Raw genomic sequence first — 21329 nt, 5'->3', positions numbered from 1 at the left:
ATTCAATCAATGACTGATTGGTTGGATTATTACAAACAACGCCGAATCAAAACCAAACTAAAAGGCAAGACACCGGTTTAATACCGGCAGCTTGCCCTTCAATCAGTCGCTTAATATACATGTCCAACTTAATGGGTTCACTTCATCAGGGGTGTTCTTATTTATCTTTATTTTCGTGTTTGGCCACGTAACCAATCGCAAACCAACTCGGCAAGAAACCAGTAACATATACCAACGCCGTCGTATAAATACTAGTTGGTGCATGGTTCCACTGTTTTAAAAACAAAGCATGTGCAGACGCGCCGGTAATAAAGATGATTAGCGTAAGTCCAACACTAATCATTTTTGCAACAGGATCGAGCAGTGGAAACAGTGATTTTATGTTGTGGGCAATAATCGAATTATGCGAAAAAATTAGCACTTGCAAAAAATACGATATAACATAGTGACTGATTAGAACAGCTAACAAAAGAGAATCGTTTTTAATGACAAATATAGAGGCTACTATGATAAATCCTGAGCTACTAACAACCACAAAGATTACCAATGGGATTACCTGTTCATAGAGAAAATTTATATTGAATTTCATGCTCGAATTATAACAAACGACGAATCTCATCGCTAGTTTATATAATGCTGATTAGGGCAAATTCACCCACAAATTCGTGTATTATCCCTAACTGCACTAAAACCTTAGCTCATCCAAATTGGTATCGGTTATGATTGCCTACTTTGGCGGTATTTCGCCAGCACAAAAGTTAGCAAAATCACTTTGCGAAGTAGCTAATGAAGTGGGTAAATGATACGCTTATAAGTGGCCACGTTGTTTTCAACAATCTGGTCACATTGGTGGTGATCGAAATGTACGAACGAAAACAGCTACCTTACAAGTTCATCATGATTGTAGCTTTAACGGTTATCGTTGTTTTGAGCTTGTTCACAGTTAGTGCTTCTTAATGAAGCCAACTGTAAGCGCCTCTTGCCCGGCAGCAAGAGGCGTTTTTATTTACAAAAAAACACTCGTGCCGGCAGACGCGAGTGTTTGGTGATCGAAATGTACAACAACTACCTTACACAAAATATTATAACGACATTTTGTGGAAATAACAAATCTAAGTCGCTAGATTTTGCTTAAAGATTCTCTGGTTAGCGTTTCATTTTGAACACTAAAATAGAAATCGTGGTTTTTCATCTTTGGCCAAAAACACCTCAATGCCTTTAAAGATGCGCAGGTGCTAACGGCCGTTAATTATAGCCGCGGTCGCCGAATGGTTGAAGCTTTGCGAGCCATTCTTCACGGAGGTCCTTGAGGGTTTGCCGTAGGTTTAAAACATCCGCAGCGTCTTTTCGATACAGTTCCGTAAATTCAAAGTTCTCCCGACCAAACGTTTTCCAGTCGGCCTGAAGCTGGTGAACAGGAAAGCTCCCGTTATCCAGGTTCTGCTGATAAAATGACCAGCGATTCTTGAGGTTAGGGACAGCGGCAATGTAAATCTTCCCGTTTTGCTTATTTTTAATTTGGATGACGCCGTAGTAGACCTTGATCTGGGCGTATTCATCGAGTAATTGTTGTTTTCGTTGTGGATTCATAATGGCTCCTTAAATAAAGCGCATGACGGTGTGCACGAGATTGGTTGGTAACTTGTGAAGGTCAGTGAAGTCCAGGAAGTGGTCAGCGCCGTAAATTTCCTTAAGGGTGGCAGCATCATCGCCCAGGGCCGCAGAAAGTAATGTACAACCACGACTGGTGGCGAGTTTAACCACGTCCTGTAGGTCGGCTTTTGCGAGTGCGCCGGTATAATTTGGTAACGCCCGGGGCTGGCCATCACTGAGGTTGAGTAATAATTTGGTTTGTTCCGGTCGGTCGGCTAGCTGATCTAAGAGGATGCGAAGGGCGCTACCATCACGATTATTATTAAACGCTTTGAGGTCCGCTAATCGTAATAACGCGGTGTCGTAATCATCAGCAAACGTCTTATAGGTGTAGATTGAGGTGGCCTCACGGGCGCTGATGTCTGCCGTGTCACCGCTGATAGCAAGTGGAATGTCCAATGCCCGACAAAAGGCGGTGAGGGTAAGGATGGCGGCCTGCTCATGAGCAATCCGGTCATCATCGACCATTGAAGCGGATTGATCTAACCGAACCGCAATCGCCAAGGTGGGCGCTTCGTTTGGGGGCCGTTTTTTGGTGAAGTAGCGAAAATCTTGATTCACGGTGCGCGTCGCGTCAAACGTTTGTCCGAATGGCTTCCCGTGAGCGACGGTTGTCGCACGCTGATGTTGTAAAATGCCCTGCATCTGACGAACAAGTTGGGTCATGATTTGCTGATTATCGGCTAGCAAAGCGTGCGCCGTTTTCATGCTGGCGTCCGTAATGTCCGGTGTATGGACGATGAGGCCCTCATGCGCGTTCATGGTGTGACGAAGGCTGGCTCTGGCCGTAAGGTTAAGCTCGTGTCGTTGTGCCTTGGCGGCATTTGCATCAAGGTGTGGCCGGTGAAGCGTTATTCCGGCGTGAAAACTGGCGCGCGTTTGGGCCCGACCATGACGACTGTCAACGGTGAGACTGGCATCGCGGGATTGTGGCGCTGCCGTGGTTACTTGTTCGGCTTGACTAGGACGTGTGGCCTGTGCAGACACTGCTGGCGAAGCAGCAGAACTTGCGGCCGCTTGGTGGCTAGCGGTGCCTCGCCGAAGACGCTGGCGCAGTTGTTGCGGAAGATGCGGTGGGAGCCTGAGTCAAGGGCTGCTTGTCCGTGACCGTTTGGGGTGTTGATGGTCCTGTGGCCGCGGTTGGGTGAACGATGGCCTGCAAGTCAGTCCAGAGACCACTTGCGGCCAATGCATCATGCAACAACGCCAGTTCTGTTTCATCCGTGGTGATTTTATAGAGGACGAGTTGGTCAAAACCGGTGAGCAGATCAGTGAACGACGCGCTGGCGGCCCAGTACAGGTAACTCCGCATGCCGGCGACACCGCGAATCCCGTTAGCGGTCGCTGTTTCATCCAACAATCGAATGATTTCCGCCATGATGGTCAGGGCAGCTGTGGTGGTTGCCGTTGTTTTGGCTTGGGCACGGGCAACCATGACCGGAATGGTGGGTAAATCCATTTTTTCAGAATACTGCATCCGGTCACGGAGCGATTCGTTTAGTGGCCGATTCCCTTGGTAGTGCCGGTTAGTTGTCAAAACGACCACGGTGTCAGGATGACGGGGAATCTGTCCCTGCAAGGTTTCAAGTGTGCCGTTTGGCTCTAGGACAGCGTTTAAGGCGACCAGGACAGACGCATCACGAATGACGGTTGGTTCCTGAATTTCTAGCAGATAACCGTGTTGAACTGCGCGAACGATCTCAGACGGATAAAATTGGTAATGAACGGTCTGGTGCTGTTGTTCATACTGATCAAGGTACTGCTGGGTGGCAGCGGGCGTTAACCCCAAGTGCTCACCCAATTGGTTGAGAAGATCCGTTCGGGTCGTTGCTCGTTCGAAGATTTCTTGAATGGCGGTGTCACCATCCAAAACGGGAAGCAGCGCGCCAAGGACATCAGTTTTGTCCATGTCGGCAAAACAGGTAATCTTTGTGTAGGGAAGCTGAAAGTCAGCAGAGAGGGCTTTCGCGAGCTGGGTCTTCCCGGAGCCTGCGTCCCCTTCAAGGAGAAGGTTGATAATGCGTAATTCTGGTTGGTCCCAGGTGGCGCTGACGGTTGCCACGATACGGCGTTCCTGAGCACTCATAACGTGTGTCGTCAGTTTATGCCAAATCATGGCCCGTTCGGCCGGGGTATAGGTGGTTCGTTGTTTGGTTAATGGTGCAGTCATAATGGGGTTACTCCTTCTTGCTAGTACCCCAACTTTGCAAGCTCGTCGCGCAACAGACGGTAACGTTCACCGTAGAGTTCGCCATCAGCTTGAAGTTGGTTATAGAAAAATTGAATGTCGTGGGCCAAGGTGTCGTTGTCTGTGGCAACGGTGATTGGGAAACTGGTGCCTTGTAATGCATGGCGGGCAATTTCCGGGTGGTCCGGATCGTAAAGTGCCGGTAGTTTGTAGGCGGCCTCTGAAAAGTAAGCGTTGGTGCTTAGAATTAATAGCGCCAGGTCTAAAATGCGGGTTGCGGGGACCGTTTTAGCTGGATCATCGTCCAGTTGAACCATGAGTTCCCCAGTTGTGGGCCGGGCACCGAGCGCGTCGCCATAGCTTGCGTGGTGAATTGTGGTCGCCTCTGTGGCGCGACCATCCGTTTGGGAGAAGTTTTGGTTATGTGAAATTGGTTGGTAAGTCATTTTGATTATCCTTTATTGTTTGCGTGGTGAAGTGACCCAGTAGTCGGCGCCGTCACGGGTCCGGCTAAGGAACCCGTAATCGATAAGGTAGCGGCGTAATGTGACGGGATCACTGGTGATGGTCTTTAGGTGGGCAGTAATGTCATGCTCATTCCAATGTTGATCAGTAGGTAAGTCTTGGGTGATGCGGTCTAAAACGATGATGATTTGTTTCTGCTTTTTCGGGATTTTTGTCAGCGTGAGGTGTCCGTTTTGCTCAGTAAAGGCCTCGGAAACGGTCGCTTGCCATTCTGCATTGGTAATGGCAAACCGATCATCAGGTTTTGCAACGTGTCCCGGTGTGGGGATGAGGCTGTCTGCTGAATCTGGTTGGACCTCAAAAACATTGTGGTACATGGCGAGGTACTGAAGTGCCTGCTTCGCCTTCTCCCGAAACGTAAACTTTTGGTGGCGGATGGTCGAGGCAGAAACACCAAGTGCTTTAGCAACGGCGGCATCTTTTTCACCGTTGGCAAAGGCGTCCAGTAGTTCCTGCTGTTTTTTGGTGAGTTGGTTGTATTTAGTGTCAGCATGAATAAGTTGCTGGGCGTTACCGCCGTGCACATCAGTGATGTGGTGGCGAATGGCCGGGGCAGCCGCATAGAATTGATCGCCAAATTGATAAACTTGGTCAGCAACAAATGCCGTCTCGCAGTAGTTGCAGTAGTAGGTGTCACCATCCCGGTGCCAGCCCTGTTCCATTTCTTCAAGTGTTTGATTGATTGACATTTTATCACCTCAATTGATAAACGTATTCTAAATGTGTTTACTATATTCGTCAACACTTTTTTGAAAACAGGAACAAATGAGCGACAAAAAACGCCTGACGCCCCAAACTTTGTGGGGAATCAGGCGTTTTCGTTTTAATGGTGCTTGAGTGATAGATCAGCTGAGGTGACAGTGGCCTAATTGTCAATTGCCGTCAGGGTAACGCGGTACGTGCCGTTTGGAGCGACAACGCTGACCGTATCACCAATAACATGATCCATGACCGCCCGGCCAAGCGGGGAGTCAAATGAAAGTTTGTTCTGGTTTAAATCGGCTTCAAACTTACCGACAACTTGGTAACGGTCGGGGGCGTCATCATCATCAAACGTGAGCGTGATGGTAGAACCCACTTCCACGTGGTCCGTCGTTTCTGGTGTGACCACCTCGGCATACTGAAGCAATTTATTGAGGTAGCGCAGGCGGCTTTCAAGGTGACAAAGGTCACGTTTAGCAGCGCTATACTCAGCATTTTCGGAGAGGTCGCCCAGGGCGCGTGCCTCCTGGAGCTGTTTGATTTTGTGCGGCCGATCTAATTCAAGGGCAGTGATGGCCTGCTCAATTTGGTGATAGCTGGCAGGGGTCATTGTGTTTACAGTGAGTATCATAATAAGATCCTTTAAAGTAATTAACCGGTTAATGGATTGTTGGGATTGATAAAAGATGGGCCATTCAGTTATTCAGAAGACTCCGTTAACCAGTTAACGAAACGGCGTTAACGGATAAGATTACTTACCCCATAAAAAGTCGATAATCAGCTTATTGACTGCTGCGTTGTTATGAAGGCGACTGTGCTGGGCGCCCTTACCGGTAATCATTTTGGCGGTGTAGTGCCGCGGCGTAGTACCAAGTAAGTATGCTAATGATTTTGAGGACACGTTGCTGACTCGACCGTCGGAGGCCGTCCCGTCGTTGAGGTTGCCGTAGACGTTAAGAACGCTAATCTGATTTTTGGGAAAGTTGGCTTGGTGCTTTAATAAATACCGGTATGAGTCGTTCATGCGAGCAGGCTGGCCATTACTTAACAGGTGGTTTTGATTGGCCTTATCGTCCATGCCAAGGATACCATCAAAGTGACCAGCTAACGCAACGTACTTGTTAATTTGTGGCAGTGTCCGTTTTTGCCCGAAGCGCGCCTCATAGTACATGAGATCAAGGTTGCCCATGGAGTGGGCGACCACGTTGAATTGGGTGATATGATAGCGACGTTGAAGTGCCGTGACCACCCGTTTTAACCAGGTTGCATTTTGAAAAAAATGGCCATTTTTGTTGTCTTTAAAAATGACTTGAACCATGGGATTGACCTTTCCACGTTGCCAATGACCGCTCAGGGAAACGTTGCCGGAGCGGCTGACGGTTGCGGTTAGAACTTTGGTTGCAGCGCCGCTTGATTGCGCCGCGTTAATCATATCCTTTGTTGAAGATGAACCACCACCATAACCGTGAAGAAAAAGGGTTGGCGTTTGACTGTAGTGATAGTTGGCATTGTTTGGTTTACTGGCAGCATTTGTATGCCAGCTGATAAAACCAATAATGAAAACAAGAACAACGGTGACCAATGCACCAATAGCTTTACGCATGAATGATTCCCCCTCGTTAACGTTTATTGTAAGACACTCACCAAGTCGTGCCAACTGGGAACATGTTATTGAATTGATAAGAACTGGATCACTTAAAAAAAGTTGGAAAGTGTTAGAGTTAAAAAATAACTGATTTAAGGGAGGGCCCGTAACGTGGAATACCGAACGTTAGGTAAAACAGGCTTTGAAGTGAGCGAAGTGTCACTGGGAACGTGGCAACTAGGGGGGAAATGGGGGACGCGGTTTAACGAGGAAGATGCACGGGCAACACTTGATGCCGCATATGACGCCGGGGTCAACTTTTTTGATACGGCTGACATCTATCAAGATGGCGCAAGTGAAAAGGCAATTGGTGCGTTTTTAAAGGGGAAAGCTGGTAAGGTGCACGTTTCTACAAAGATCGGTCGGAAACTCGATCCCCACGTTGCGCGTGGCTACACGAAAGAGAATGTTGATAAGTTCATTGATGAATCTTTGCAGAATCTAGGGGTGGATTCATTAGATAACGTGTTGCTTCATTGTCCACCAACGGCGGTTTATTATGATCCCGAAGTGTGGTTTGAATTGGAGCGGTTGAAGCAAGCCGGAAAGATTCAAAACTATGGTGTTAGTGTTGAAAAAGTTGAAGAGGCCATCAAGGCCCTGGATTACAACATTTCAACGGTTGAGATCATTTTTAACATGTTTAGATTTCGGCCATCAAACCGGTTCTTTGAGATGGCAAAGGAAGCTAACGTGGGAATCTTGGCCCGGGTTCCGTTAGCATCCGGGTTATTATCCGGGAAGTACACGGCAACCACGCAGTTCGGAATGAACGATCACCGTTTTTACAATCGTGACGGGGCTGCGTTTGATAAAGGGGAAACCTTCTCAGGTGTTGATTACAAGACTGGGGTCAAGGCCGCTGATGAACTGAAGGAACGGTTAGGAACAGATAACTTGGCAGAAGTAGCGCTTCGCTGGATTCTGATGTTTGACGCGGTGTCAACAGTGATTCCTGGCGCCTCAAAGGCCAGTCAGATTGATCGAAACGTCAGTGCGGCGGATGCACCGGCGCTAACGGACGATCAGATGGCCATTGTCCGGGACGTTTATGATAAGTACATTAAGAACCCCGTTGAGTACCTTTGGTAATCCGGGATTCTAAACAAAATGACTGATTGCCCAGTAAGTGGCAGTCAGTCATTTTTGCTTGCAATTATTCAGGATGATCTTCATTTAGCCGGTGACGGCGCTGAACTTCGCTCTTCAACATTTCATACTGAGTGTCCATGTTGGCATAGATTTTTTTAGCGTTGTCCAAATTCTGTTTCGTGGTGTTTAAACGACCGGCTAGTTCTGCGTTTGAATAACCTGAGAGGTGTTGTTGCGTGTGAACGGTCATGGTGTAGGCCCGCGTAACGGAGCCGTAGCTGACTTTGCCGAGTTCCGCAATCTCAACGCCGATGCTCCGAACTGAGGGCTCGGTACTAAACCGTTGAATGCTGTTAATGGCGTGATCACTGACATGGACGTTCCAGTAGGTGATGAGTGGGCCGGTGAAAAAGGCCACAATAATGGTCGCAACGCCAACGGGACCACCAGCAAAAAAGGCAGCAATCATAAAAACAACGTCTTGGATAATGCGGGCCACGCGGTAATTAATGTGAAAGCGGTCAGACGCAATCGGTGCTAACGCATCATAAGGGGCAACGCCAAGATTTGTGGACATGTACAACGAGGCGCCAAGTGTGAAAAGCAACAAGCCGATAATGGCGTTCGCTAAAATTGTAAAGAGGGTGACACGTTGTGGGAAAAAGGTTTGGTACAATGTCGTAAACCACTGAATTTCATAACCAACAAGGACCATGTTTAAAATGGTTCCAACGCCAATTTTCTTCCGATCGAATAGTAAAACAAGCACAAAAATGGCAGCGTTAGCGGTCAGCTGATAGGCGCCGAGGCTCCAACCAAAATGATTGGCTAAACCGGTATTTAGCGCCGTAAACGGATCCAGGCCAACTTGGCCAGCGCGAAGCAGCGTTGTGCCAAGTGAGAGGATGGCGATGCCGAAAAAGGACATGATCGTCTTTAAAGTGAGGTTAACGGCCTTATTAACCTGCGGGTCTGTCGTTGGTGTTTCGCTTATCATGATGAAAACCTTTTGAGGACCAAAGTGACATAAATTAGGTTCCAACATAACAAAAAGTTGTTTTTGGTTTCAAGGGGGCCTGGCCAATTGGTCGACTAAACGAGTAAGATGAAACGTGAAGTAGCGCCGTGATGACGGGGCTGCGTTGTCCAAGTGGTCTAATGATTAATAAAACGTTACGTTTGGGTGACAGGGACCGGTTAACCACGTGTGTGTAACAGGAGGAGGTTAGTGATGAATGAACAACAAACTGATGGTAACGCGGATTTAGGCGACGTGTTGAAAGTGATTGCTTGTACGGTCGTCATGGTGCAAACGGTTCTAGGGTTGGCTGTTCATGAGTCGCTAACCACAACCCAGCAGACCTGGGTCATTGGCCTTAATGATCTGATGAAGTTTAGTGCACCAGCCTTTATTTTTGGAATCCTGTACACAACGGCAAAAACGACAACGTTAACGACATTTCGTGGTGACTACTTGCCGTATCTCCAGACCCAATGGACGAAATTGATTGCGCCAACCATTTGGTGGACGGCAGCGTACCTCTTGTTAATGCCGGGAGAACAGGTTCACCATCATTATCATGATCTAGCGAGCTTTAACTGGCAGTTTATTAGTGGCAATGCCGCACCCCATCTGTGGTATAGCATCATGATGCTCCAGTTTATTTTGCTCATGCCCGGATGGCTCGGTGTCGGCAAGTGGTTGGATCACCGACCGCAACGCTGGGGGTTTGCGGCCTTACTGGTGGTCCCAGTTTACGTTTGGTGGGTCGCACTCTACGATGTCTCAGTGTTTAACGGGCCACGTGCGGCCAGCTGGTACCTGATGGATCGCCTCTTTATTAGTTTTGTTCCGTACGCGTTACTCGGCTTGTTTGCATGGTCCCACCGTGAACTGGTTTCAAAATGGTTGCTTCGCTGGTGGTGGGTGCTCATTATCGTTAGTGGTCTGACATGGTGGCGTATGAACGTCGAACTGAAAAGCTACGGGGTGCCCATTAATTTAGATAATGCGCCGTACCTAAAACCAACGACTGTACTGTATGCAGTGACCATGATTGGCCTCTTAAGTGCTGTGGGAAATTGGTTAATTGCGCATGGTGGCTGGCTTAATGGCAAAATTCACCGCTTGGCGCAGATCGCGTACCGCGCGTTTTTGGGCAATGTGTTCTGGTTAAACTTGTTGTGGTGGGGAACTGCACGGCTTGGCTGGCACACGGCGCTTGGATTGCGAATGTTTGTGATTGTTGTGTGCGGATGGGGACTATCGTTTGGCGTTGCCGCTAATGGTGGCCGGATGAGCCGGTGGCTAATAACTAAACTGAATTTGAAGAATGATGCAAAAAAACGTTAAGCTGCGCGGATTCAAACCGCGCAGCTTAACGTTTTTTATAACATAGCAGGTAATAACAATCCAAGCCCCGCTACGAGAATGACAGAGCCGAGAAGGATCGCGTGCACCCACTTATGGCGGGTAAAGACCGCAATGTATTCACGGATGATGGCATTTGGAAGGAAGAAACGTGCGGTATGAGAGCCAATGCCGTCAGCCTTCACGCCCGCTTGTTTAGCAATTAAGCCGGCACGAAGCGTGTGGTAATTACTGGTCACAAAGATGGCGTTGGGCTGTTGATGATCGCCAATGTTGTGCATTAATTTGCGTGAAAAGAGCATGTTTTGAAGGGTATTTAATGAGCGGTCTTCCGCCAGGGCATGGTCGGCAGGAATGCCGTGTGCCACTGCATATTCGCGCATGGCCACACCTTCTGGCCGCGTCTCATTGCCACCCTGACCGCCCGAAAGAATGAGGATCGGGGCGACGCCGGTTGCGGCACGCTGCCGCTGATAAAAACGAATGCCACGATCGATCCGCTGTGCGAGCAATGGGGGGACGTCGCCACCATTGATCAGACCGCTGCCAAGAACGATGACGTATTGTTGATTCAGTTTGGGCCGGTTAAATTGGTAAAGGACGAGGACGGTCAGGTAGTTGTAGAACCAAAATAAAAGGTAAAAAACGACCAGATCGGTAATCATGGCGAAAAAGTTAAACCATCGTTGGGACAGAAAGTGACCTGCCAACCGGTCGATCAGCGGAATCAATAAAATGCCAAGTCCCAAGATGAGGGTGAGCATGTTCCCAACAGAATGACTTTCACGGCGCCAGACAACGGCCGCGTTCCAAAGAAGTAAGACACTTTGACCAAGAAAAAGCGCCATGATGCTTAGTAGAACAATGATAAATGGCACACCAAAGGCGATGATCAACAGGTGATTGTTGAGGTGTAAAATGCTTCCACCAAGGGCTGCGAGGGCTGTGTAAAAGGCAATGTTAAACCAAATTCCGTTGATGAGCCGCCGTTTTTCGATGTGCCAAGAAAGTGCAAAGCCGCCGGCAAACATAATGGCAATGAGCCACATGCCAAGTAGCAATAGCGTTGCTGAGTCATGAAGTTGCATAAAAGGTGGTTCCCCCCGGTCAAATAATGAATTTTTGGGGCCGACACCAGGATACCGGCGCCGTCCCCAAAAATCCGAGTGTCGAAAAACGATTGATCACTTAAGAAGTGACCAATCGTTTCAAGGAAAATTTGTTTATTGAATCACGTTAGCGTTTCAGACGGGTCGCTAGCCCCCAAAAAGGGATGTCCACATCATGAAAGCACCGATAAGTGTCATCGCCAACATCACGAGTGTGACACAAAGCCCAGCAAGATACCATAAGGCATGGTAAACGGTCACTTTATTCATCATCATTTCCTCCGTTACACTTCACCTTAAAGTGTAGTGACTGTGGTGGAGAAGTCAATCATAAACTACATAAAACGGAATAAAGTGGAAACAGCGCAATTATTTTAGTGGAAAACCATTCCGCCATCAACCGTAATCGTTTGACCAGTGATGTAGTCAGAATCGCTGCTGGCAAGAAAACCAACCACGTTAGCGACATCTTCGGGTTCTGAAAGACGTTTCAAAGCGATGTCCTTGGCGAATGTTTGCATGCCCCATTCGTCATCTTTACCCGCGTTTTGGCCCACTTCATGGGCGATGTCTAACATCATTGGTGTCCGAACGATTCCTGGTGCAAAGGCGTTAACGGTAATGTTCTCGTCAGCTAATTCCTTAGCGGTTGTTTGGGTGATTCCGCGGATGGCAAACTTCGTGGAACCGTACACCGTGAGGTTAGGGTTTCCGACTTCACCGGCTTGAGACGTTGCGTTAATAATTTTGCCACCGTGATTTAACCGCTTCATGGCAGCATGTGCGGCCTGAGTACCCCAGACAACACCACCAGTGTTGATCATGGTGACATTGGCCAGTTGTTCAGGCGTAACGTCGTCAATGGGTGTGGTTGGGGCAACTCCGGCGTTGTTGACCATAACATTTAGGTCGCCAAGTTGGGCCACTGTTTCATCAACGGCTGCAAAGACAGCATCGCGGTCAGCAACATCGGCAGCGATGGAAATGGCTGTTCCGCCATTTGCAATGATCTCTTCAGCAATGTGGTCAGTTTTTGATTTTGTCCGGCCAACAAGTGCAACGGCAAAACCATCATTAGCTAAACGACGGGCAATGGCGGCACCGATTCCCTGGCCGGCACCGGTAATAAAGGCAACTTTTTGTGTCATGGGAAAATCCTCTCTTTGACTTTGTGATTTTAATAACTAATCCCTAGTATAGGGGACACGCGGCAATAAGGAAAGGACGAATAAAAAAAGGTGTTGGATGGCAGGTTCGATTAGGAAATAAACAGGCAGAGGAAAAACGACTGATCACCGGCATACCAGCGGATCAGTCGTTTTCAATTGAGTAGACCTCGTGGTGTGCAGGCACTACCGCAACTATTTAATGGTTAGGGGTTGGTAGGCAGGGGTCCACTTCGTTTTAAGGACTGCTTCCTTAACGTCAGTAATGGGCCGCTGATTCAGGTGCTGGTCCACAGCGCTTTGAGCCACGGCCTCGGCCACCGTTTCGGAAAAGACACTGAGTTTATCGACAGGTGGCAAGACGGCAGCCCCTGGTTGGGTTGGATCAACGAGCCCACCGAGTGAGTGGGCGGCCTTACTGATCATCGTATCGTTTAGAACCCGGGCCGATGACGCAATCGTGCCGAGGCCCAGTCCCGGATAAACGAGGGCGTTGTTAGCTTGGCCGATGTGATAGGTCACCCCGTCGTAGACAACATCAGGGTTTGGAATTCCGGTTGCAATCAGCCCGCGGCCGTCCGTCCATTTAATGAGGTTGCTAGCGGATGCTTCGGCCAGTTTGGTTGGGTTCGACAACGGGAAAATGATCGGGCGGGGCGTGTGAGCAGCCATGTTTTTGATGATGGCTTCAGTAAACGTACCCGGTTGGGTGGACGTTCCAACCATAATGGTGGGGTGAATGGCGTCGACCACGGCGGCCAAGTCCGTGAGTGCCTCAGGATGAGCAAATTCACTGCGTTGGCGGGCAAATGGCCGCTGTTCCGGTGTCAGATCTGTCATGTCATCGAACAACAAGCCCTGTTTGTCGACCATGTAAAAGTGGCGACGCGCCTCAGCCTCGCTGAGCCCCTGTTCAACCATTTCATCGAAGATGCGGTTGGCAATGCCGGCACCGGCCGATCCTGCGCCAAACGTTAAGTAAGTTTGGTCCGTTAACCGCTGTTTCGAAATGTTGAGAGCACCCAAAATGGCGGCTAACGTAATGATTCCGGTTCCCTGAATGTCATCATTAAACGTCACGTACTTCTGCTGGTACTTTTTAAGGATCCTGGCGGCGTTATTACGACCAAAGTCTTCAAAGTGAAGGTACATTCCGGGAAAGAGGTCTTCGGCGGTCGTCACGAACTGGTCGATAAAGTGATCGTAGTCAGTGCCCTCAATGCGATGATGACGATTGCCAAGGTATAACGGATCGTTAAGCAAGGCCGCATTGTTGGTTCCGGTATCAAGGACAACGGGGAGGACCTTGTGGGGGTCAATGCCAGCGGCAGCGGTGTACACCATGAGTTTGCCGACAGAAATGTCAACGCCCTGGACGCCCCAATCACCAATGCCCAAGATCCCTTCGCCATCAGTCACAACGATGAGCTGAATGTCACGATCACCGGCCACGTTGAGCAACGTTTGGCGCATGCTACCGGGATCATCAATGGATAAAAAGGCGGCGTACTGGGAGCTTAAAAATAGTTCACTGTAGTTTTCGATGGTGTCTGCGATCGTAGGATCATAGACGATGGGCATGAACTCAACTACGTGCTGACTAAACAACTTGTAGAACAAAATCCGGTTTTCATTAAAGAGGGTCATGAGGTACAACCGTTTATCCAACATGGTTGCCTTGGCCTGAAACTGTGCGTAAACACGTTCAAGCTGGTTCTCAATGCTTTGCACCTGGGGTGGTAACAAACCGAGTAAACCAAACTGGCGGCGTTCCTCAGCCGTAAAGGCAGTGCCTTTATTTAAGAAAGGGTCTTCTAAAATTTCTGTTGGTGTCATAAATAGTTCCTCCAAAATTACTTGATGTGGATAGGCTACAACGCTGTTATAATCATAGTCAAACATCCGTTTTGATATAATCATTTTAAATATGGAGAGTGAACATGAATACACGTGATCTGGAATACTTTATGGCTGTCGCCAACCAACAGAACTTTTCTACCGTTGCAGCACAATTCAACGTGAGCCAGCCAACAATTACGGTGGCCATCAAGCGGTTGGAAAAAGAGTTTGGCGACGTGTTAGTGCAGCGCGATCGAACCCACGCGCTGGCCAAACTAACGACGGCCGGGGTGATCCTGCAAACTCGTGCTGAAATAATGCTCCAAAATCTGACGTTGGCACAACGAGAGATCGCACAATCACGGGCGACCACAATTCGCTTTGGGCTCCCGCCAATCATTGGAACGATTTACTTTCCAAAGTTGGCAGGGCGACTACTGTCGGACAACATTCTGTCACACTTGCGAACCCGTGAGGCAGGGTCGGATAAACTCTTGCAAGAGTTAGAGGACGGCGAGATTGATGTTGCCCTGTTAGGATCGGTACGCCCCTTACAGAATCAAACGTTGACCACCACACTGCTCGCACAGCGCCCCTTTAAGGTGATTGTGGGTAAGCAACACCGGTTAGCTAATCAAACAACGGTAAGTTTTAGTGAGCTTGCCGACGAAAACTTTGTGACGTTAACAGATAATTTTATCCACCCGGAGGCGCTTCAAAAATTCGCGGCCGCTAGTGGCATTGAACCACACGTTATTTATAAATCACCAGACATCCCGTTGATCAAAGGGCTAGTGGCGGAAGGTTTAGCGGTCAGTCTTTTAGTCGGCGACGCCATTTTCGAAAGTGATGACGTGGTGGCTTTAGAAATTAGTGATCCGTTGACAATGCGTTTTAACATTTCGGTAGCTTACCGAAAGGGCTTTGTGCCGACCACGGCACAACAACGGTTTATTGACGACCTTGCGCTTATTCAGTAAGCTCATTTTGAACGAAAATAACCCCCTGAACTTGGCATTTGCCGAGTTCAGGGGGTTTACATTTATTGTGATTATGAGGGTGTTTTGTCGGCGGCCTGAACTAAGCTCAGGTGACCGTCCTGAATTTTATAAACGGCATCACTTTCGGCAGTGAGACGTTCATCGTGGGTAACCATGATGATGGCCGTCTGCCGTTGGTGAGCTTGCTCAATGAGCCGCTTTACGACATCAAAGGACCGGGCGGTGTCCAAACTAGCCGTTGGTTCATCCGCTAAGATGAGTTCTGGCTGGTGATAGAGGGCCTTGGCAATGGCCACCCGTTGGCGTTCACCACCAGACAGTTCGTTTGGATAAACGCGTTCTAACCGTTTAAGCCCCAGTTGGTCCAATAAGTCACGCATGTGGCTTAACTGGAAGGGGCGGTGTGCCAGTTTATCGAGTGCTTTAAACTGTTCGGCAACGGTAAGGTATGGGATTAAGTTTGAGCCTTGGAGAATAAACCCGACGTGGTCAAACCGGTACTGAAGCCGTTGCTTCTCCGATTGGGTCGATAGATCGGTGTCGTTTAAAAAGACCTGGCCGTGCGTTGGCAACTGAAGGCCAGCGGCAATGGTGAGTAACGTGCTTTTTCCGGAGCCAGACGGGCCGATGATCGAAATGAATTGGCCCGGTTCAACACTCATGCTGGCATCCTTTAACGCGGTCACCGCGGTGTGATCTTTCCCGAATTGTTTTGTAACATGATTTAATTTTAAGACTGCTTGAACCATAAACGTAACCTCCTAACCAATGGCTGTGACGGGGTTGATCCGGGCAATGGTTCGCCAAGAACAACAAGCGCCAAGAAGGGCGGCAACGACAAGGAGCACACTGTAGATTCCAAGCTGCGTGTAATCGAGGGCAAACGGCATGCCAGTTGGGGCGATGACGCCAACACCACCGGCTAAAAGCAGCCCGATGAGGACACCGACCACACTAATGATGGCAGCCTGAATGATAACACTGGCGAGGATGTGTGTGGTGCCGATCCCCTCAACCTTTAGGATGCCAAAGAGGGCCTGCTTTTGAAGGGTCAAGATGTACATAAAGATCCCAATGATGGCCAGTGACATGGCCACTAAAAAGTAGATCATGGTGTTTAAGGTTGCTTGTTCAGCAGTGTAGCCAGGAAGGTGCTGAATGAATTCAGCGATGGGCAACTTTTGAAGGCCCTTTGAATTCGTCAAAGCGTGATTATTCTTCATCACAACGGCATTGACCATGGTCGTTGGGCTGTTGGTCAGCAGTGAGAACGTTTCGAGATCAGTATAGACTGTTGGGGTAATGCTGTACGTGCTGGCTTGGTAATCACCAACAACGGTAAATGTTGTGGCATTGGTGCCAAAGCGCAGTTTGTCACCCACCTTAATGCCCTGTTGCCGTAAATTATCCGAAATCAACAATTCCCGCGAATGCTGCAGGGTGCGGCCATGGTTAATTGATGGGATAATAAACGCCTTTTTTTTGGTCGCTAAAACAGCCACGTTGATCTTCTTGCCGGAGCCTGTTCGTAAAACGGTGTTAGCAACACTCAACGGTGCAACCGTTTTGGGATCCGTCTGGTTCGTGGCTGTCAACGGAATTTGTGACGCATTCAATGTCTTGTTTGCCGTTTCATTCAGATAAACGTTTTGAGCGTTCCACTGATCAACGGCCAACCGGTTTCCCTGAGAGAGACCGTTAGCAAGGCCAGCTAAAATAAAAACAACAACGGCAATCAGTGTCATGACACCAGTTAATAGCGTAAACCGAAGCCGTTCGTAGCGCATTTCTTTCCAACCAAGGTACATGTCGCGCACCTCCCCGTGTTAGTTATCAGGTGATAAATATAGTTACACCTAATGATAACCGAGGTTAAATCAGAGCGCAATTAATCCGTCTGTCGGGGTGGTTGATCAGTCAGACTTGATAAGCGAACAAGCAAGTCATGATGGCGTTCTTGCCGTGTAACGAATGTCCGAATCATTTCGTCGGAATACCCCGTTTGAATGAGGCATTGTGATCGATTAAAAATAATTGGAAACCGCAACATGCTTGGCTGCGCTTCAATTGCCCGAATCAGTTCAGTAAGGGGCAACTCATCAATGTTATGCTCACTGGCTAAAACTTGGTAGGCGTGCGAATGGGGGGCCAGCAGATCCTCAACCCCATTTTCCGATGCTGTTAAAAGTTCTTTGACCGGAACCGGCGTTAATTTTGGTTGCGCTGGATGAACGCGATGCTCATGAAAGGCGACCTGGTGGTCAGTAAGCCACTGAATCGCTCGCCGTGATGGTAAGTTAGATGGAATCGTATAGATATCGATCATCATGCTGTAACCTCGAATCGTAATCAATTGACTACATGATAATAATTATTTGTAAACATAGCAAACGTTTTACCTAGTTAACGGTTAATTTTATCAAAACGAAAGATAAGTGCGCAAGCTGAATTAACAAGCTTTAATAATGTAAGCGCTGACTTAATTTATTAAAACGATTATACTGACGATAATGATGGATAATATAGGAGGTAACTGAATGAACTTAGCAAACAAAGATCGGTATGAGTCGATGATGTACCGGCGAGTTGGCAAGAGTGGCTTAAAATTATCAGTGCTTGGCTTAGGACTCTGGCATAATTTTGGCAACGTGGACGTTTACAGCAACCAACAAGCAATTGTTCGAACCGCCTTTGATGCCGGGATAACGTATTTTGACCTAGCCAATAATTACGGACCAGAACCTGGGAGTGCGGAAGAAAACTTTGGCCGCATGATGAAAAGTGATCTTGGCGCTTACCGGGATGAATTAGTGATCGCGACCAAGGCGGGGCACCGAATGTGGCCTGGCCCTTATGGTGATGGCGGGTCCATGAAAAACATTCTGGCGAGTGCTGATCAAAGTTTGAAGCGGATGAATTTAGACTATGTCGACATCTTTTACTCACACCGTCCTGATCCAGAGACGCCGGTGGCGGAGACTGCGTATGCCTTGGATAAATTAGTTCGTCAGGGAAAGGCACTGTACGTTGGGATTTCTAAGTATGATGTGAACCAAACGGCTGCGATGGAAGCTGTTTTTCAGGACCTTCACACGCCCTACATTGTGCATCAGGATCGCTACAATTTATTGGATCGTCAGTTTGAACAGCAGTTACTGCCAACGTTAGCAGAACGAGAAACGGGTGTTGTGACGTTTAGTTCGCTCGCGCAGGGGCTATTGACGGGTCGGTACTTAAACGGAATTCCAGAAGATTCACGGGCGCACCGGTCAGACAGTCCGTTTCTCCATGAAGATCAGGTGGCAAAAACGTTGACCCTGGTGCGGGCGTTAAACGATCTCGCGGCGAACCGTGGTCAAACGTTGGCGCAAATGGCATTATCCTGGTTATTAAATCATCAAGAGGTGACCAGTGTCTTAGTGGGCGCGAGTCGGCCGACTCAATTGACTGACAGTTTGCAGGCGTTGAAACACATTGATTTTACGCCGGAAGAGCTGGCAGAAATTGATCGGTTAACGTTGGCAGAATCGTAAAGATAAGTGAAATCTAAAAAGGCTGATCTCCCGGGTGGGAGGTCGGCCTTTTAGCAGTGTTAATCACGTTTGATTAAGCGCTTACATTTTCACGAGACGGAATCGGTTGGGGCGCTTACTTCACCAGCCTGAACAGGATCTTCCTTTTTGAGGGTAAACGCTGCGAACAGGGTAATGGCAAAGACCAGAATGCCCATCCAAATGTAGGTATGTTGGTAGCCAATGACATCGTACATTTTGCCGGCAACAGAAGAAAAGATGAAGACGGAAATTTGTTTGGCAAAGTTTGATGCAAGGGCGTAAACCGTTGCGTATAAGCGAATGTCGAAGGCACCGGCAATGTACTTCATGATCGAAGTCAGTAACAGTGGCATTTCCAATCCAGCAATCAACCGGAAGAAGACGATCCAGCCCCACGTTGGTGATAGGGCAGATCCAAGGATGCGGATGCAGGTCAGAAAGCCGTAGATGATTAATCCATGCTTGGCACCAATTTTATTGATGATCCAGGGCATTGGGAACATGAGTAAGAATTCGATGGCTGTTTGGCCAGAGGTCATGTAGCTGTAAACTAACGTTCCTTGAGAAGCGGTGTGGAAAAACGTCTTGAAGAAAATGATGAACTGTTGATCGAAAACGTCGTAAACGGCTGATGCACCCATGTAAAAAATGGCAAGGTACCACAGGTTTTTGATTTTAAACACGTTGGCAACGGTTTTCATGTCCAATGAGTTAGAGGTATCACCCGCTGCTGCGGCGTTATCCAGGTCAACCTTGTCACTGAAAATAAGCAGGCCTGTTAAGATAATTGCGGCAACGGTACAGGCCCAGAAAATTGAGTTGGGGTGCCAGAGAAACAGCCGTCCGGCAATGAGTGAGGCGACAACACCAGCAACAGAACCGCCGACCCGTGAGTGAGCGTATTCAAAGTGGTTAGCAAGACTAGCCCGTTGAACGTACTGCTCAATGACGGAAACCCCGCCGTTTAACACAAAGCTAAGGAAGGTCCCAGTGACAAGCGCAACAAGGAATGAATTGATGTGTAACAGCGGCATGAAGAGCCACTGGAAGTACGGGCCAATAAAGATGGCAACAATGGCGATTAACAGGACAAGGTTCTTTTTGAAGAGGAGTTTGTCGGAGACGATCCCGAAGACCGGTTGGAATAAGAGCGAGATGCCGGCCATCATTGAGAAGACGGCACCAGATTCCGTCCCATTGAGGTGGCCAACTTGCTCTAACCACAGCGTTAAGTAACCGTAAATGGTCGCCAAATGAAGAAATAGCTAAAGTGCGTCAGGGGAAATCCCCAGAAGTGTTTGGTTGATTTTTGTTCAGTTTTCATGTGAATGTTTGCCTCTATTCATAGTTGTATGGCACGGGTTTGCCGAAGTGAGGGGTTCCGTCAGCATTCCAGGTGAATGCTTGGATCTTTGTGTGACGGTTAGGATCGTACAAGGGATCACCGGTGATGTCGGTGTAGTCGCGGCAGTGGTACACCAAGATGTCTGTAACACCGTCTTCCGCCACCGTAAATGAGTTATGGCCGGGGCCGTATTGGTGGGTAGCGGGGTCACTTTGAAAGACTGGGGTGGTCTGTTTATGCCAGTTGGCGGGGTTCAACAAGTCGGCGTCGTCTGCGATGGTCAACATGCCCATGCAGTAGTTTTCATCCGTGGCACTGGCTGAATACGTGAGAAAGAACTGACCGTTGCGATGAAGGACTGCGGGCCCTTCGTTGACCCAGAAACCACGCGTTTCCCAGTCAAGTTCTGGTTTGGAAATCATGACCGGCGCTGTTTTCAGGGTCCACGGATTGCTCATCTCGGCAATATAGAGGTTGGAATTGCCGCGGATGGCGGGATCTTTTTGGGCCCAAACGTAATACAAGGTGTTATTTGCGGTAAAACAGGTGGCGTCAAGGGCAAATGAATCCAGTGGTGTGCTTACTTGGCCACGTTCCTGCCAATCCGCTTCACTGTGCATTGGGTCAACGGCGTCACATTCCAGGCAGAACATCCGGTGTTGGAACATTCCGTTTGCATCAAAGGCGGTTGTTTCGGCAGCCGCAAAATGGATGAACCATTTGCCATCAATGAAGTGAAGTTCTGGAGCCCAAATTAGCTGACTCATGGGCCCACGGTCGTGTTTTTGCCAAATGGTGCGCGGGGCTGAATGGGCTAAACCGGCAAGTGTCTTTGCTCGGCGAAGTTCGATGCGGTTGTAAGCTGGGACAGAAGCCACAAAGTAGTAGTTTCCATCCGAATGGCGATAGATGAACGGATCAGCACGTTGAACAATGAGTGGGTTGGTATACTGTGGTGAATAAGTCATTAAGTTATGTTCCTTTCGTGTTACTCATAATGGTTGGGGACTTGTGCACAAGTTCAGAATAAATGGCAAATTAACCGCTTACAATAGTATTTATATTGTTTTAACTGATAAAGTCGCTGAATAAAAGCGTTTATGTTGCTTTAAAAGACTAACAAACCGTTTAATATTACG

The 21329-nt window shown here is 48.4% G+C and carries 20 protein-coding genes and 1 pseudogene; 5 read left to right on the top strand and 16 right to left on the bottom strand.

What is annotated here, in order from left to right:
• Positions 1 to 786: 786 nt before the first annotated feature.
• A complete protein-coding gene (locus ACKTR5_RS07255) occupies positions 787 to 957 on the top strand; it encodes a hypothetical protein (RefSeq protein WP_407880380.1) in 171 nt (56 codons plus the stop codon).
• A gap of 288 nt (positions 958 to 1245) precedes the next feature.
• Here the strand turns inward: ACKTR5_RS07255 and ACKTR5_RS07250 are convergent, their stop codons facing one another.
• From ACKTR5_RS07250 to ACKTR5_RS07220, 7 genes are all read right to left on the bottom strand, one after another.
• A complete protein-coding gene (locus ACKTR5_RS07250) occupies positions 1246 to 1590 on the bottom strand; it encodes a GIY-YIG nuclease family protein (protein WP_407880378.1) in 345 nt (114 codons plus the stop codon).
• 9 nt (positions 1591 to 1599) lie between these two features.
• A complete protein-coding gene (locus ACKTR5_RS07245) occupies positions 1600 to 2640 on the bottom strand; it encodes a vWA domain-containing protein (protein ID WP_407880377.1) in 1041 nt (346 codons plus the stop codon).
• 37 nt (positions 2641 to 2677) lie between these two features.
• Complete coding sequence (locus ACKTR5_RS07240) at positions 2678 to 3823, bottom strand: AAA family ATPase (protein WP_407880375.1); 1146 nt, start codon at positions 3821 to 3823, stop codon at positions 2678 to 2680.
• A 20-nt stretch (positions 3824 to 3843) separates the two neighbouring features.
• Positions 3844 to 4287 (bottom strand): DUF6530 family protein, encoded by a 444-nt coding sequence (locus ACKTR5_RS07235; protein WP_407880373.1) that lies wholly within the window; start codon positions 4285 to 4287, stop codon positions 3844 to 3846.
• A 12-nt stretch (positions 4288 to 4299) separates the two neighbouring features.
• Positions 4300 to 5055, bottom strand: coding sequence for a DUF2087 domain-containing protein (locus tag ACKTR5_RS07230; RefSeq protein WP_407880371.1), 756 nt, complete (start codon positions 5053 to 5055; stop codon positions 4300 to 4302).
• Positions 5056 to 5231: 176 nt separating this feature from the next.
• Positions 5232 to 5699: a transcription elongation factor GreA gene (greA, locus tag ACKTR5_RS07225; RefSeq protein WP_407880369.1), complete on the bottom strand. Its 468-nt coding sequence runs from the start codon at positions 5697 to 5699 to the stop codon at positions 5232 to 5234.
• Between the two features lie 120 nt (positions 5700 to 5819).
• The gene (locus ACKTR5_RS07220) at positions 5820 to 6671 is read right to left on the bottom strand and encodes an alpha/beta hydrolase (protein ID WP_407880367.1); all 852 of its coding nucleotides are present in this window, start codon (positions 6669 to 6671) and stop codon (positions 5820 to 5822) included.
• A gap of 153 nt (positions 6672 to 6824) precedes the next feature.
• Here ACKTR5_RS07220 and ACKTR5_RS07215 point away from each other — a divergent pair, with 153 nt between their 5' ends.
• Complete coding sequence (locus ACKTR5_RS07215) at positions 6825 to 7805, top strand: aldo/keto reductase (protein ID WP_407880366.1); 981 nt, start codon at positions 6825 to 6827, stop codon at positions 7803 to 7805.
• Between the two features lie 64 nt (positions 7806 to 7869).
• On the opposite strand, the gene ACKTR5_RS07210 is transcribed toward ACKTR5_RS07215, so the two are convergent.
• On the bottom strand, positions 7870 to 8802 hold the full coding sequence (locus tag ACKTR5_RS07210; protein ID WP_407880364.1) for a YczE/YyaS/YitT family protein: 933 nt from the start codon (positions 8800 to 8802) through the stop codon (positions 7870 to 7872).
• 234 nt (positions 8803 to 9036) lie between these two features.
• On the opposite strand from ACKTR5_RS07210, the gene ACKTR5_RS07205 reads away from it, so the two are divergent.
• Positions 9037 to 10158, top strand: coding sequence for an acyltransferase family protein (locus ACKTR5_RS07205; RefSeq protein WP_407880362.1), 1122 nt, complete (start codon positions 9037 to 9039; stop codon positions 10156 to 10158).
• Positions 10159 to 10193: 35 nt separating this feature from the next.
• On the opposite strand, the gene ACKTR5_RS07200 is transcribed toward ACKTR5_RS07205, so the two are convergent.
• From ACKTR5_RS07200 to ACKTR5_RS07190, 3 genes are all read right to left on the bottom strand, one after another.
• Positions 10194 to 11264 carry a YdcF family protein gene (locus ACKTR5_RS07200; protein WP_407880360.1) on the bottom strand — a complete coding sequence of 357 codons (1071 nt, stop codon included), beginning with the start codon at positions 11262 to 11264 and terminating at the stop codon, positions 10194 to 10196.
• Between the two features lie 395 nt (positions 11265 to 11659).
• Positions 11660 to 12433 carry a (S)-acetoin forming diacetyl reductase gene (locus ACKTR5_RS07195; protein WP_407880358.1) on the bottom strand — a complete coding sequence of 258 codons (774 nt, stop codon included), beginning with the start codon at positions 12431 to 12433 and terminating at the stop codon, positions 11660 to 11662.
• 213 nt (positions 12434 to 12646) lie between these two features.
• A complete protein-coding gene (locus ACKTR5_RS07190; protein WP_407880357.1) occupies positions 12647 to 14287 on the bottom strand; it encodes a malolactic enzyme in 1641 nt (546 codons plus the stop codon).
• A 104-nt stretch (positions 14288 to 14391) separates the two neighbouring features.
• Here ACKTR5_RS07190 and ACKTR5_RS07185 point away from each other — a divergent pair, with 104 nt between their 5' ends.
• Positions 14392 to 15270: a LysR family transcriptional regulator gene (locus ACKTR5_RS07185; RefSeq protein ID WP_407880355.1), complete on the top strand. Its 879-nt coding sequence runs from the start codon at positions 14392 to 14394 to the stop codon at positions 15268 to 15270.
• Positions 15271 to 15341: 71 nt separating this feature from the next.
• On the opposite strand, the gene ACKTR5_RS07180 is transcribed toward ACKTR5_RS07185, so the two are convergent.
• The 3 genes from ACKTR5_RS07180 to ACKTR5_RS07170 all read right to left on the bottom strand — a co-directional run bounded on the left by ACKTR5_RS07180 (position 15342) and on the right by ACKTR5_RS07170 (position 17620).
• Positions 15342 to 16040: an ABC transporter ATP-binding protein gene (locus ACKTR5_RS07180; RefSeq protein WP_407880353.1), complete on the bottom strand. Its 699-nt coding sequence runs from the start codon at positions 16038 to 16040 to the stop codon at positions 15342 to 15344.
• Between the two features lie 12 nt (positions 16041 to 16052).
• Positions 16053 to 17099: an ABC transporter permease gene (locus tag ACKTR5_RS07175; protein WP_407880352.1), complete on the bottom strand. Its 1047-nt coding sequence runs from the start codon at positions 17097 to 17099 to the stop codon at positions 16053 to 16055.
• Positions 17100 to 17179: 80 nt separating this feature from the next.
• Positions 17180 to 17620 carry an ArsC/Spx/MgsR family protein gene (locus ACKTR5_RS07170; protein WP_407880351.1) on the bottom strand — a complete coding sequence of 147 codons (441 nt, stop codon included), beginning with the start codon at positions 17618 to 17620 and terminating at the stop codon, positions 17180 to 17182.
• A gap of 208 nt (positions 17621 to 17828) precedes the next feature.
• Here ACKTR5_RS07170 and ACKTR5_RS07165 point away from each other — a divergent pair, with 208 nt between their 5' ends.
• On the top strand, positions 17829 to 18824 hold the full coding sequence (locus ACKTR5_RS07165; RefSeq protein WP_407880349.1) for an aldo/keto reductase: 996 nt from the start codon (positions 17829 to 17831) through the stop codon (positions 18822 to 18824).
• Positions 18825 to 18913: 89 nt separating this feature from the next.
• On the opposite strand, the pseudogene ACKTR5_RS07160 reads toward ACKTR5_RS07165, so the two are convergent.
• Both ACKTR5_RS07160 and ACKTR5_RS07155 read right to left on the bottom strand, forming a co-directional pair.
• Positions 18914 to 20169 (bottom strand): annotated as a pseudogene (locus tag ACKTR5_RS07160) (oligosaccharide MFS transporter).
• Between the two features lie 14 nt (positions 20170 to 20183).
• Positions 20184 to 21158 (bottom strand): glycoside hydrolase family 43 protein, encoded by a 975-nt coding sequence (locus ACKTR5_RS07155; RefSeq protein WP_407880348.1) that lies wholly within the window; start codon positions 21156 to 21158, stop codon positions 20184 to 20186.
• Positions 21159 to 21329: the final 171 nt, after the last annotated feature.

This window comes from Furfurilactobacillus entadae (genome assembly GCF_045862745.1).
GTDB classification, from domain to species: Bacteria; Bacillota; Bacilli; order Lactobacillales; family Lactobacillaceae; genus Furfurilactobacillus; species Furfurilactobacillus entadae.
This window is presented reverse-complemented; position numbering and strand designations above follow the sequence as displayed.

Coding starts and splice junctions, on each gene's coding strand:
- ACKTR5_RS07255 (WP_407880380.1), top strand. CDS start 787: ATGAAGTGGGTAAATGATACGCTTATAAGTGGCCACGTTGTTTTCAAC.
- ACKTR5_RS07250 (WP_407880378.1), bottom strand. CDS start 1,590: ATGAATCCACAACGAAAACAACAATTACTCGATGAATACGCCCAGATC.
- ACKTR5_RS07240 (WP_407880375.1), bottom strand. CDS start 3,823: ATGACTGCACCATTAACCAAACAACGAACCACCTATACCCCGGCCGAA.
- ACKTR5_RS07235 (WP_407880373.1), bottom strand. CDS start 4,287: ATGACTTACCAACCAATTTCACATAACCAAAACTTCTCCCAAACGGAT.
- ACKTR5_RS07230 (WP_407880371.1), bottom strand. CDS start 5,055: ATGTCAATCAATCAAACACTTGAAGAAATGGAACAGGGCTGGCACCGG.
- greA (WP_407880369.1), bottom strand. CDS start 5,699: ATGATACTCACTGTAAACACAATGACCCCTGCCAGCTATCACCAAATT.
- ACKTR5_RS07220 (WP_407880367.1), bottom strand. CDS start 6,671: ATGCGTAAAGCTATTGGTGCATTGGTCACCGTTGTTCTTGTTTTCATT.
- ACKTR5_RS07210 (WP_407880364.1), bottom strand. CDS start 8,802: ATGATAAGCGAAACACCAACGACAGACCCGCAGGTTAATAAGGCCGTT.
- ACKTR5_RS07205 (WP_407880362.1), top strand. CDS start 9,037: ATGAATGAACAACAAACTGATGGTAACGCGGATTTAGGCGACGTGTTG.
- ACKTR5_RS07200 (WP_407880360.1), bottom strand. CDS start 11,264: ATGCAACTTCATGACTCAGCAACGCTATTGCTACTTGGCATGTGGCTC.
- ACKTR5_RS07195 (WP_407880358.1), bottom strand. CDS start 12,433: ATGACACAAAAAGTTGCCTTTATTACCGGTGCCGGCCAGGGAATCGGT.
- ACKTR5_RS07190 (WP_407880357.1), bottom strand. CDS start 14,287: ATGACACCAACAGAAATTTTAGAAGACCCTTTCTTAAATAAAGGCACT.
- ACKTR5_RS07185 (WP_407880355.1), top strand. CDS start 14,392: ATGAATACACGTGATCTGGAATACTTTATGGCTGTCGCCAACCAACAG.
- ACKTR5_RS07180 (WP_407880353.1), bottom strand. CDS start 16,040: ATGGTTCAAGCAGTCTTAAAATTAAATCATGTTACAAAACAATTCGGG.
- ACKTR5_RS07175 (WP_407880352.1), bottom strand. CDS start 17,099: ATGTACCTTGGTTGGAAAGAAATGCGCTACGAACGGCTTCGGTTTACG.
- ACKTR5_RS07170 (WP_407880351.1), bottom strand. CDS start 17,620: ATGATGATCGATATCTATACGATTCCATCTAACTTACCATCACGGCGA.
- ACKTR5_RS07165 (WP_407880349.1), top strand. CDS start 17,829: ATGAACTTAGCAAACAAAGATCGGTATGAGTCGATGATGTACCGGCGA.
- ACKTR5_RS07155 (WP_407880348.1), bottom strand. CDS start 21,158: ATGACTTATTCACCACAGTATACCAACCCACTCATTGTTCAACGTGCT.